Consider the following 12800-nt stretch of genomic DNA (forward strand, 5'->3'; position numbering starts at 1 on the left):
TCATTAATCATTTAATTTTCTTAACGCTGCAACGATTTCTCGTTTAGAGTCTTGAACTTCAGATGTTTGTTTAATGACTTTAGCAGGTGTACCAGCTACAACCGCACCAGCAGGAACATCTTGAGTCACGATAGCACCAGCAGCTACAATAGCGCCTTCGCCAACTCTTACACCTTCTAGAATAACTGCGTTTGCGCCAATTAATACATTATCTTCGATTACTACTGGAGAAGCACTAGGTGGCTCAATAACGCCCGCTAATACTGCACCGGCACCTACATGAACATTTTTACCTGTTGTCGCACGACCACCTAATGTTGCATTCATATCAATCATAGTACCTTCACCTACAACAGCGCCAATATTGATTGTTGCTCCCATCATCACAACGGCACCGTCTTCGATAATAGCTTGTTCACGAATGAATGAACCTGGTTCAATACGTGCATTTGTATTAGTTAAGTCTTTTAAAGGAATAGCAGAATTACGACGGTCCATTTCAATTTCTAAGTCAGTAATATATGATTGATTGGTTTCATAAAATGTTTTCCAATCATCCGCTTCACAAAATATTACTTTTGAATCATCAGATCCGAATACTTTAAATGTATTAGGAAAAGTGACGTCATTGAATTGTCCATTTACGTATACTTTTAATGGTGTTGATTTTTTAGCATCACTAATATATTGAATAATTTCTTGTGCAGATAAGTGTTGTACCATAGTTTAGAGTCTCCTTAAGTTATTTTATAAGTTGTCAAATGTATAGAAACCATTTGATTTTGTGTTTAATTTTTCAGCAGCTGTAATTGCGCCATTTGCAAAAATGTCCTTAGATTGCGCTTTATGAGAAATGGTAATTGTTTCATCTGTGCCAGCAAATAAAACATCATGTTCGCCTACAATTGTACCGCCACGAACTGAATGAATACCGACTTCATCTTTTTCACGTTTTTCAGTTCGCTCATGTCGATCGTAAACAGGCGTTACATTTTCACGTAATTCTTTAATAACATCATAAAGTTTGACGAGTGTGCCACTTGGCGCATCCACTTTTTTATTATGATGAGCTTCAGTTAACTCAATATCATAATCTTGTAAAAGGGGAACAGCTGCTTCTAGAATTTTAGTTAATGCATGGACGCCATAACTCATATTTGCACTGAAGAAAACAGGCATACGTTCGCTTAATTGTTCTAATTTTTGAATCAGTTTTTCTTTTTCACCAGTAGTAGCAATCACTAAAGGTAATTCAAACTCTTCATCTAATAAAGGTAATAATAGATTAGGATTAGAGAAGTCGATCGCTACATCGGCTTCATTTTGTGCGTCTGCAATATGATGATAAGCTTTATATGGTGAATGTTGATGTTCTTCTGGCTCAATTGTACCAACAATCTCATGACCTTTTTCTTCTGCTAATCTGGCAACGCGTTGATTCATTGTGCCATATCCAATGAGTAAAATTTTCATTTTTATTCCTCCGTTTTAAATGCTTTATAAGCATTCACTAATACATTTGCTTTTTCTTTCTCTAGTGGTAATAAAGGTAATCTTAATTCATAATTTCCAAATCCTAAATGACTTGTTAGAGCTTTAATTGGAATAGGGTTGACATCAACTGAAAGTGCATCTAACAATTGACCTATCGGTTCAAAGTCTTTCTCAATTTCTTTCCCATTTTGTTTAGCATCATAAAGTGCTTGAAATTCTTTCGGAATAACGTTAGCAATGACAGAAATTACGCCATTACCTCCACGATTATAGAATTCTACGACATTATCATCATTACCACTGTAAAAAGCAAATTCATCTTGATGAATACGTTTTTTCACTTCTTCGTAATAGTTAAAGTCATTTGTAGCATCTTTAATAGCTACAATGTAATCATTATGACTTAATGTTTCGACTGTTTCAGGATCAATTGTCATATTCGTTCTTGAAGGTACATTATATAAAACAACAGGTAACTTAACTTCATTCGCGATGGTTTCAAAATGTTTAATTAAGCCACGTTGATTCGTTTTATTATAGTAAGGTGTGATTAACATAATACCATCTACACCTAATTCTTTAGCACGTAATGAAGCTTGAATAGATTTAGCTGTATTATTTGTACCAGTTCCAGCGATAATAGCCACTTGATGATTAACTTGTTTAATCACCGCTTGAAGTACTTTTTCTTTCTCTTCTTCTGTTAAAGTAGGGCTCTCTGCTGTAGTGCCGTTTACAATAATTGCTTTAACATTATTATCAAGTAAAAATTGAACATGTCGTTCTAATGCTTTATAGTCAACTTCATTATTAGTAAATGGAGTAGCAAGCGCTACACCTACACCTTCAAAAATATGTGCCATATTATCTAGCTCCTTTTAATTTAATGACTTGTTCTAACACTTGAACTGCATTTAAAGCTGCACCTTTAAGTAGGTTATCTGAAGTACACCAAACATGGAAAGTATTATCAAGTGAGTCATCACGACGAATTCTACCTACAAACACTTCATCTTTACCTGTTGAATTAATAGCTAAAGGATATTCATTATTTTCAGGATTGTCTACTAAAACAACACGATTATCGTTTTCAAATAAATCTTTAATTTCTTGAACTGTTGCCTCTTTATCAAGAGTAACATCAATTTCTACGCTATGACTATCTTGAACAGGTACACGTGCACATGTTGCAGTCACACGTAAGTCAGGTTGTCCTAAAATTTTTCGTGTTTCATCAATCATTTTTTGCTCTTCTTTTGTATATCCATCTTCTAAAAAAACATCAATATGTGGTAAAACATTATTATAAATAGGATGTGGATAAGCTTCTGGAGCTTTACCATTCGCACCTTCAGCTAAGTCTCTCTTACCTTTAACCCCTGAACCCGAAACTGCTTGATATGTTGTATAAGCTACACGTTTTAATCCAAAAGCATCGTATAAAACTTTAAGTGGCACGACCGACTGAATTGTTGAGCAGTTAGGATTAGCAATGATACCACGTTTAAATTCTGGTTGGTTAACTTCTGGTACAATTAAATCCACATCGTTTGTCATACGCCATTGACTTGAATTATCAATAACAATTGCTCCAGCTTTTTCGAAAATAGGGGCAAATTGTTTACTTGTTCCGCCACCTGCACTCATTAGCACGTAATCAAATTTTTCACTTGCTGCTTCTTCTGTAAGTTCTTGAACTGTATATGTTTTCCCTTGAAACTCAATTTCTTTACCTGCTGATCTTGCTGATGAGAATAATACCAACTCATCAAATTGGATATGTTTACGATCAATTGTTTCTAACATTTTTGTTCCGACTAATCCTGTTGCTCCAACTACTGCTAATCTTGTCATAAAAGAATCACTCCATTTAAATATTAATTGAATTTTGAATTACTTATTTTAACTTAAGTTTAAATATCAAAAGCATCGTATAGAACTTCAACCGCTTTATTTCCATTTTCTGCATCAATAACATAAGAAATACTAATTTCAGAAGTTGTTGTTTGATAAAATGGAATATTAGAATTAATTAACGTAATAAATGCTTTTGAAGCTACACCAGACATATCACGCATTCCTGAACCAATTAACGAAATTTTGACGTAAGCTTCATTAATTTTATAATCTAAAGCATCAAATGTTGTAGAAAGTTCCTCTAAGATACTTGAAATTTGTTGTACATCACTATCTTTAATAGAAAAAGATAGTTGTAAACCTTCAACATTTACGATTTGAGAAATCATATCCACATTAACTGAACCTTCATCTAAAGCAGTAAATAATTGAGTTAGAAGGCGATTATCTGGAAGAGGGTAACTAATTGTTACATGCATCATATGTGTATCTAATGCAACTCCAGTTACGGCTTTTTTTTCTAATATTTCTGTTCTTGGCATAATCCATGTTCCTTTCACATTTGATAACGTTCTACCTAAATACAAGGGGATATCATAATTTTTAGCAAGTTCTACACTTCTTGTTTCTAACACACCGGCACCTAAAGCGCTCATTTCCATCATTTCTTCATAAGACACATAATCTAAACGTTTTGCCTCACTCAAAATTCTTGGATCAGTAGCATAAACGCCATCAACATCAGTGTAAATTTCACAAGGGATTTGATTACTAGCTGCTAATGCAACAGCAGTCGTATCTGAACCACCACGACCAAGCGTAGTTAACTCTAATTCGTCGTTCACTCCTTGGAAACCTGCTACAACTAAAACATCCTTGTCTTTAAATTCCTTGTTAAATGTTTCAGGATTAATTTCTGCAATTCGACTTTTTAAATGATGACCTACTGTTTTGATACCTGCTTGATATCCAGTCATAGCTCTAGCACTTACGCCAATATCATTTAATACCATCGACAAATAAGAAACTGTTTGTTGTTCACCAGTTGTTAATAATAGAGCAAGTTCTTCATCTTTTGGTGTTGTTGTAAGATGGGAAACATTTTCCATTAATTGATCTGTTGTTTTGCCCATAGCACTTACGACAACAATAAGTTGTTCACCGTCATCTACACGGCGTTTAAGCATTTCTGCAATATTTTTTATCTTTGTAAAATCGGCGACAGATGAACCACCGAACTTCAAAACACGTCGTTTCAAGATTTTACCTCCTAGAATTTAGGGGCACACGTCATAAAAAAGAGCAAGTTCGGAATGTGCGAACTTGCTCGTAATTTATATACAAGTGATGCACTCCATTATTAAATAATAATGACAAACTCTCAGCTCTTAACCACAAAGTCCAACGAACGCTTACTGCGGTTGCAATTCGTTTCGGCATCGCACCCTTTCTATATTAGCCGTGGCAGACAGTATTCTAATATATACTAATGATTGATGCGCCTCATCAATTTCTTATTCAATTACTATGTTTTTAATTATACATAAGCACCTTTTAACTGTAAACCGATTTTTGTGATTTTTTGAAATAAACTGAAAATTATTAAAGTAATATTACTGTTAAAGAAAAGAGATAGTAATAATAAGTAATTTGTGTAAATAATAACAATAATTCGAAAATAATAGTATTTTATAAAAAAACTGTCGATAAAGTTCGTTATTTATCGACAGTTTTATGCATAGTTTAAATTTTAAAAATAGAAGATACCTTATTAAAATCCTGTTATTTTATTTTTGTAACACACCAATTTCTTTTAGATATTCTTCATATGGCAATTCTTTAGATAAACTACCTGGTTGGTTCAAGTCAATCACACGATTAGCGATTGTATTAATAAATTCAAAATCATATGAAGTAAAGATAATTGATCCTTTGAATGAAGCTAATCCATCATTAACAGCTGTAATGCTTTCTAAATCAAGATGATTCGTTGGCTCATCAAGTAGTAAAACATTGGCACTTGAAAGCATCATTTTACTTAACATACAACGTACTTTCTCTCCACCTGATAATACACTTGCTTTTTTCTTAACTTCTTCACCGCTAAATAACATACGTCCTAAGAAGCCACGTAAAAATGTTTCAGTTTGTTCATCTTCAGGAGCATATTGACGTAACCATTCAACTAAATTCATATCTACGCCTTCGAAGAAATCAGAATTATCTTTAGGGAAATAGCTTAATGAAGTTGTCACTCCCCATTTAAATGAACCTTCATCTGGTTCCATTTCACCAGCAAGTATTTTTAATAGGGTAGTTTTAGCAATTTCACTATCGCCAATTAAAATAGCTTTATCATTTGGATTCATAGTGAATGAAATGTTATCTAAAACTTTTTCACCATCAATTGTTTTTGAGATACCATCAACTACTAATAAATCGTTACCAATTTCTCTTTCTGGGGTGAATTTCACATAAGGATAACGTCTTGAAGATGGTTGAATATCATCAAGTTCAATTTTCTCTAATTGCTTCTTACGACTAGTTGCTTGTTTTGATTTTGACGCATTCGCAGAGAAACGAGCAATGAAGTCTTGTAATTCTTTAATTTTTTCTTCTTTTTTCTTATTTTGTTCTTGAGCCATTTTTTGAGCAAGTTGACTTGATTGATACCAAAAATCATAGTTACCAACATAGACTTTGATTTTGCCAAAATCTAAATCTGCAATATGTGTACATACATTATTTAAGAAATGACGATCATGAGATACGACGATGACAGTATTTTCAAAGTTAATTAAAAAATCTTCTAACCAACTAATGGCAGGAATATCAAGACCATTGGTAGGCTCATCGAGTAATAAAACATCTGGATCTCCAAATAAACTTTGTGCCAATAATACTTTTACTTTTTGATTATTTTCTAACTCTGACATTTGCTTATCATGTAAATCTGGGGTAATACCAAGTCCTGATAGTAGGGAAGCTGCATCTGCTTCGGCATTCCATCCATTCATTTCAGCAAATTCACCTTCTAATTCAGCTGCACGAATGCCATCTTCATCACTGAAGTCAGGTTTCATATAAATTTCGTCTTTTTCTTTCATCACTTCAAATAGACGTTCATGACCTTTTATAACTACATCTAATACACGTTCATCTTCATAAGCAAAGTGATCTTGTTTTAATACTGCTAAACGTTCATCTTTTCCAAGAGAAACATGACCCGTTTGTGAATCAATTTCTCCAGATAAGATTTTTAAGAAAGTAGATTTACCTGCACCATTCGCACCGATAAGTCCATAACAATTACCTTCAGTAAATTTAATATTTACATCTTCAAATAGTTTACGATCGCCAAAACGTAAACTTACATCCGTAACTTGTAACATTCATTTACTCCTTTATTCATCGTTTATCTAACGCAAAAAATTATATCATATAATGTTCCTATATTCGACCTTATATCATTTATGTCAATGATACTTTACAAAACTCATGTTATAATACTTAGAAATACACTGCTTAAAGGAGACAACTATGGCATTAGACAAAGATATCGTTGGTTCAATTGAATTTCTAGAAGTTCTTGGATTGGAAGGCTCTACTTATTTATTAAAAGGTCCAAATGGTGAACAAGTGAAGTTAAATCAGTCAGAAATCAATGAGGAAGATGAATTCGAAATTGGAGAAGAATATAGTTTCTTCATTTATCCAAACCGTTCAGGTGAATTATTTGCTACTCAAAATATGCCTGATATTACAAAAGATAAATATGATTTTGCAAAAGTATTAAAAACAGATAGAGATGGTGCAAGAGTAGATGTTGGTTTACCAAGAGAAGTGCTTATTCCATGGGAAGATTTACCTAAAGTTAAATCGTTATGGCCTCAATCAGGAGATTATGTATTTGTCACATTAAGAATCGATAGAGATCATCAAATGTTCGCGCGTTTAGCTAGTGAAACAATTGTGGAGAAAATGTTTACACCTGTATCTAATGATGATATGCAAAATCAAGTATTAAAAGCAAGACCTTATCGTTTATTACGTATCGGTACTTTTTTATTAACTGAGGATGGTTACAAAGTATTTGTACATGAGTCTGAACGTAAACATGAGCCAAGACTAGGCGAAGCTGTAGAAGTACGTATTATCGGGCATAATGAAAAAGGTGAATTGAACGGTTCATTCTTACCACTCGCACATGAACGTTTAGATGAAGATGGTCAAGTCATCTTTGATTTGTTAGTAGAGTATGATGGTGAACTTCCATTTTGGGATAAATCAAGTCCGGAAGCAATTAAAGAAGTATTCAACATGAGTAAAGGTTCATTTAAACGTGCAATTGGTCATTTATATAAAAGAAAAATTATAAATATTGAAACTGGAAAAATTACATTAACTAAAAAAGGTAAAACCCTTATTCAAGAATAATGAGTTCATGAAAAACGAGTTTCTTCTATATTATATAGATAGTTCAAAACCATTGAAAAGATAGTTCAAAACCATTGAAAAGATAGTTCAAAACCATTGAAAAGATAGTTCAAAACCATTGAAAGGTAACACTTTCGATGGTTTTTTTATGGGTTTTATTTATATAAAACATAAGTTTTTTGATAAATTAACAAAATATTTACAATTACTCTATTTTACATTAACAAAAAGTATGTAATATAAGCATTGTAAGAAATACATATAACATTTTGGGTTATCTATAATTAGGAGGATGTTTTAATGAAGAAATGGCAATTAGTTGGTACAACTGTTTTAGGTGCTACTGTTCTTTTAGGCGCATGTGGCGGTGGAAATAGTGGCGGCAGTGGTTCAGGAGATGGAAAAGACCTTGAAGGTTCTGCAAAAGGTGAAGGTTCATCTACTGTTGCTCCAATCATTGAAAAATTAAATGAAAAATGGGCTAAAGATCATCCAAGCGCAACTATTTCATCTGGTCAAGCAGGTACTGGTGCTGGTTTTGAAAAATTCATCGCTGGCGAAACAGACTTCTCACAAGCTTCTAGACCTATCAAAGATGAAGAAAAACAAAAATTAGAAGACAAAAACATTAAATATAAAGAATTTAAAATTGCACAAGATGGTGTAACTGTTGCTGTTAATAAAGATAATGACTTTGTAAAAGAATTATCTAAAGATCAATTGAAAAAAATCTACAGTGGCGAAGCTAAAACTTGGAAAGATGTAGATTCTAGCTGGCCTAACAAAGAAATCAAAGCTTTCTCTCCAAACTCAAGTCATGGTACTTATGACTTCTGGGAAGAAGAAGTTATGGATAAACAAGATATCAAAGCTCAAAAAAATGGAGATACTAACGTTATCGTTCAATCAGTTGAGAAAAACAAAGAAAGTATTGGTTACTTCGGTTATAACTTCTATAAACAAAATAAAGATAAATTAAAAGAAGTTAAAATTAAAGGTGACGATGGTAAATCTGTAGAACCTACTAAAAAGACTATCCAAGATGGTTCTTATCCTTTAAGTAGACCATTATTCTTATATGTTAAAGAAAAATCATTAGAAGATAATGATGTTATGAGAGAATTCTTGAAATTCACTTTAGATGACAAAGGTAAATCAGCTGAAGATGCTGGATACGTTGCTTCACCAAGCAAAGTTTATAAAGATGGACTTAAAGAATTAGATAAATACAAAAAAGATTCTGACAAATAATAATCATTATTAATATAAAGGGCTGGGAATTAACAACTCATGTAAATGTTACATGAGTTGTTCAGGATATATACATGGGTGATTGTTAAAGTGTTTTAAATTAATTTGAACTCATTCGTTACCTGATAATTTCCTGCTCTTTTTTAAAATCTATTGGGAGAAATAAAAAGAGAGGGTTACATATGGCTTCTAACACTAATGTTAGAGAGATGATAGCTAAAAATAACGCTAAAAAAGGTGGATTTTCTGATAAAATCGTGCCAATTATTTTAGGGATTATTGCTGCCATCTCTATTTTAACAACTATCGGTATACTATTTACGTTAATCACTGAAACAATCACATTCTTTACACGTGTTTCAATTACTGAGTTTCTTTTTACTAAAGATTGGAGCCCTACAAGTTCTGATCCTAAATATGGTATTTGGGCTTTAATTCTTGGTACTTTAAAAATCACTTTCATTGGTACTTTAGTGGCTGTTCCTATCGGATTAGGGGCTGCAATCTACTTAAGTGAATATGCAAGCGATAAAGCAAGACGTATTATTAAACCTATTCTTGAAATCTTAGCTGGTATTCCAACTATCGTATTCGGTTTCTTTGCTTTAACTTTTGTAACACCTTTATTAAGAACATTTATACCTCAACTCGATAGTTTTAACTCTATCAGTCCTGGTATCGTAGTTGGAATAATGATTGTTCCAATTATTACAAGTATGAGTGAAGATGCAATGGCTTCTGTACCTAATAAAATGCGGGAAGGTGCTTTTGGTTTAGGTTCAACTAAATTTGAAGTGGCAACTAAAGTCGTATTACCAGCTGCCGCTTCTGGTGTAATTGCTTCAATTGTACTTGGTATTTCTCGTGCTATTGGTGAAACAATGATCGTATCATTAGCTGCAGGTAGTTCACCGACATCATCTTTAACATTAACAAGCTCTATTCAAACAATGACAGGTTATATTGTTGAAATTGCTACAGGTGATGCGACATTCGGTTCAGATATTTACTATAGTATTTATGCAGTTGGCTTCACATTATTCATTTTCACATTAATTATGAACTTAATTTCATACTGGATATCTAAGCGTTATAGAGAGGAGTATTAATATGACAGCAACGACTGATCCAAGAGCTAAAGGTTTAGTTGACAAAAATAAAGTCGAAAAAAACCTATCTAGTCGTGATAAAAAAAATAGTCTTAATAAATGGCTATTCTTTGCATGTATTGTATTTGCTTTAATCGTTCTTGCCGCACTACTGATTCAAACACTTGTAAAAGGTGTAGGACATTTAACACCTGAATTCTTTACAAGTTTCTCATCTTCAACACCATCACAAGCTGGGATTAAAGGCGCATTAGCTGGTACATTATGGTTAATGATTACTATTATCCCAATTTCTATTATCTTAGGTGTTGGTACAGCAATTTATCTTGAAGAATACGCACGCGATAATATGTTTACAAGTTTCGTTAAAATTTGTATTTCTAACTTAGCTGGTGTCCCTTCAATTGTATTTGGTTTATTAGGTTTAACATTATTTGTACGTGGCGCTGGTATTGAATCATTATCTTTAGGAAATACTGTTATCGCTGCTGCTTTAACAATGTCATTACTTATCTTACCGATTATTATCGTTTCAAGTCAGGAAGCGATTCGTGCCGTACCTAATTCTGTAAGAGAAGCATCTTATGGTCTAGGTGGAAATAAATGGCAAACAATTAGAAAAGTGGTTTTACCCGCTGCTTTACCTGGTATTTTAACGGGATTTATTTTATCACTTTCACGTGCATTAGGTGAAACAGCACCATTAATCTTAATCGGTATTCCGACTATTTTCTTAGCAGTACCATCTGGTTTATTCTCAATGTTTACTGCTTTACCAACTCAAATTTATACTTGGGCTAAAATGCCACAAGCTGAATTCCAAAACGTGGCATCAGCAGGTATTATCGTATTACTTGTTATCTTATTATTAATGAACGGTTTAGCAATTTTCTTACGTAATAAATTTTCTAGAAAATATTAAGCATTTTATTATTAAAGTTATTTGGGATAGAGAGAAAGGTTTCTGCTTTCTCTCTTAAAATAAAAGGAGTTTTATATATGGCAAAAATCAATGTAGATGAAAAGAAAAAGAACGTTGAACAACATACAAATGATGTTGTTGATCAACGCTCAAATCACACTCATCCAACAAACGACACACAACAACATAACGACAATCAGTCGCAAAAGACAACAATTGTAACAACTAATAATGAAAATAAAAAAGATATTAAACCTGACAGTGAAAGAAAGGTAGTTTATTCAACTCAAAATTTAGATTTATGGTATGGTGAAAATCATGCTTTACAAAACATCAATTTAGATATCTTAGAAAATAATGTCACTGCTATTATCGGACCTTCTGGCTGTGGTAAATCAACGTATATTAAAACATTAAATCGTATGGTTGAATTAGTACCATCAGTTAAAACTGCGGGTAAAATTTTATACAGAGGACAAAATATTTTTGATAGCAACTATTCAAAAGAAAAACTAAGAACGAATGTAGGAATGGTATTCCAACAACCAAATCCGTTTCCTAAATCAATTTATGATAATATTACTTATGGTCCAAAAATCCATGGTATTAAAGATAAAAAATTACTTGATGAAATTGTTGAAAAGTCATTACGTGGTGCTGCAATTTGGGATGAATTAAAAGACAGATTACATACAAATGCGTATGGATTATCAGGGGGACAACAACAACGTGTCTGTATTGCTAGATGTTTAGCAATTGAACCAGATGTTATTTTAATGGATGAACCTACGTCTGCATTAGATCCTATCTCTACTTTAAGAGTTGAAGAACTGGTTCAAGAATTAAAAGAAAATTATTCTATCATTATGGTTACACACAACATGCAACAAGCTGCACGTGTTTCTGATAAAACAGCATTCTTCCTTAATGGTTATGTAAATGAATATGACGATACTGATAAAATCTTCTCTAATCCTTCAGACAAACAAACAGAAGATTATATTTCTGGTCGTTTCGGTTAATGCTTAATGAAAATTATTAGACAAAAATATGAAGGCCAATTGGGCGATTTAATTAAAGAACTTCGTCGTCTTGGTCTTCGTGTTTATTCAAATGTTAACAATGCTATTGAATCATTGAGTGAAGATGATAGAAACTTTGCTAGACACGTCATTGAAAAAGATAAAGAAATTAACAAATTTGATTATGACATTAACGAACAAGTAATCATGTTAATCACGAAACAACAACCAATTGCTACTGATTTAAGAATGATGATGGCAGCTTTAAAAATTTCTACTGATTTTGAAAGAATGGGGGATAATGCTGCAAATATCGCTCATATTCGACTAAGAGTAAAAATTACAGATCATTATGTCTTAACACGTTTAAAAACAATGGGTAAACTTGCATTATTAATGTTAGAAGACTTAAATACTGCTGTTAAAAATGAAGATTTAACATTGATTAAAGAAATTATCGAACGTGATAAAGATATTGACGATTTATACGTGAATATTGTTAACACAACTTATCTAATTGATAATGACCCGTTTGTAGCTGGACAAGCTCATTTAGCTGCACGTAACTTAGAAAGAGTAGGGGATCATGTAAGAAATATAGCAGAAAGTGTTTATTATTACTTTACTGGTGAACATTTTGATAAATATGATCGTTAAACTACTTTATAGTTGATAGTTTTATTCAAACTAAAAAAATCAAAGTAAAGG

Annotated in this window: 12 protein-coding genes and 1 riboswitch; of the genes, 6 read left to right on the forward strand and 6 right to left on the reverse strand. The window is 32.6% G+C overall.

What is annotated here, in order from left to right; translation table 11 throughout:
• Nucleotides 1-3: 3 nt before the first annotated feature.
• From dapD to NR218_RS10360, 6 genes are all read right to left on the reverse strand, one after another.
• Nucleotides 4-723: a 2,3,4,5-tetrahydropyridine-2,6-dicarboxylate N-acetyltransferase gene (gene dapD, locus NR218_RS10335; RefSeq protein ID WP_019835540.1), complete on the reverse strand. Its 720-nt coding sequence runs from the start codon at nt 721-723 to the stop codon at nt 4-6.
• A gap of 24 nt (nt 724-747) precedes the next feature.
• Nucleotides 748-1473 carry a 4-hydroxy-tetrahydrodipicolinate reductase gene (gene dapB, locus NR218_RS10340; protein ID WP_017174707.1) on the reverse strand — a complete coding sequence of 242 codons (726 nt, stop codon included), beginning with the start codon at nt 1471-1473 and terminating at the stop codon, nt 748-750.
• Nucleotides 1474-1475: 2 nt separating this feature from the next.
• The gene (gene dapA / locus NR218_RS10345) at nt 1476-2357 is read right to left on the reverse strand and encodes a 4-hydroxy-tetrahydrodipicolinate synthase (RefSeq protein WP_017174706.1); all 882 of its coding nucleotides are present in this window, start codon (nt 2355-2357) and stop codon (nt 1476-1478) included.
• A 1-nt stretch (nt 2358) separates the two neighbouring features.
• Nucleotides 2359-3348 (reverse strand): aspartate-semialdehyde dehydrogenase, encoded by a 990-nt coding sequence (locus NR218_RS10350; RefSeq protein ID WP_017174705.1) that lies wholly within the window; start codon nt 3346-3348, stop codon nt 2359-2361.
• A 59-nt stretch (nt 3349-3407) separates the two neighbouring features.
• The gene (locus tag NR218_RS10355; protein ID WP_170999967.1) at nt 3408-4613 is read right to left on the reverse strand and encodes an aspartate kinase; all 1206 of its coding nucleotides are present in this window, start codon (nt 4611-4613) and stop codon (nt 3408-3410) included.
• Nucleotides 4614-4690: 77 nt separating this feature from the next.
• Nucleotides 4691-4866: riboswitch (Lysine riboswitch) on the reverse strand.
• A gap of 272 nt (nt 4867-5138) precedes the next feature.
• Nucleotides 5139-6743, reverse strand: a complete 1605-nt coding sequence (locus tag NR218_RS10360) for an ABC-F family ATP-binding cassette domain-containing protein (RefSeq protein ID WP_002449802.1) — start codon at nt 6741-6743, stop codon at nt 5139-5141.
• A gap of 148 nt (nt 6744-6891) precedes the next feature.
• Here NR218_RS10360 and cvfB point away from each other — a divergent pair, with 148 nt between their 5' ends.
• From cvfB to phoU, 6 genes are all read left to right on the forward strand, one after another.
• Nucleotides 6892-7788 carry an RNA-binding virulence regulatory protein CvfB gene (cvfB, locus tag NR218_RS10365; RefSeq protein ID WP_265883395.1) on the forward strand — a complete coding sequence of 299 codons (897 nt, stop codon included), beginning with the start codon at nt 6892-6894 and terminating at the stop codon, nt 7786-7788.
• 300 nt (nt 7789-8088) lie between these two features.
• On the forward strand, nt 8089-9039 hold the full coding sequence (locus NR218_RS10370; RefSeq protein ID WP_265883396.1) for a PstS family phosphate ABC transporter substrate-binding protein: 951 nt from the start codon (nt 8089-8091) through the stop codon (nt 9037-9039).
• A gap of 182 nt (nt 9040-9221) precedes the next feature.
• Nucleotides 9222-10148: a phosphate ABC transporter permease subunit PstC gene (pstC, locus tag NR218_RS10375; protein WP_002449801.1), complete on the forward strand. Its 927-nt coding sequence runs from the start codon at nt 9222-9224 to the stop codon at nt 10146-10148.
• Nucleotide 10149: 1 nt separating this feature from the next.
• Nucleotides 10150-11070 carry a phosphate ABC transporter permease PstA gene (pstA, locus tag NR218_RS10380; RefSeq protein WP_002449903.1) on the forward strand — a complete coding sequence of 307 codons (921 nt, stop codon included), beginning with the start codon at nt 10150-10152 and terminating at the stop codon, nt 11068-11070.
• Nucleotides 11071-11147: 77 nt separating this feature from the next.
• Nucleotides 11148-12092 (forward strand): phosphate ABC transporter ATP-binding protein PstB, encoded by a 945-nt coding sequence (gene pstB, locus NR218_RS10385; protein ID WP_049430864.1) that lies wholly within the window; start codon nt 11148-11150, stop codon nt 12090-12092.
• A 6-nt stretch (nt 12093-12098) separates the two neighbouring features.
• Nucleotides 12099-12749: a phosphate signaling complex protein PhoU gene (gene phoU / locus NR218_RS10390; protein ID WP_115344962.1), complete on the forward strand. Its 651-nt coding sequence runs from the start codon at nt 12099-12101 to the stop codon at nt 12747-12749.
• Nucleotides 12750-12800 lie beyond the last annotated feature (51 nt).

The sequence above is a fragment of the Staphylococcus sp. SUC_1.2 genome, from assembly GCF_026222585.1.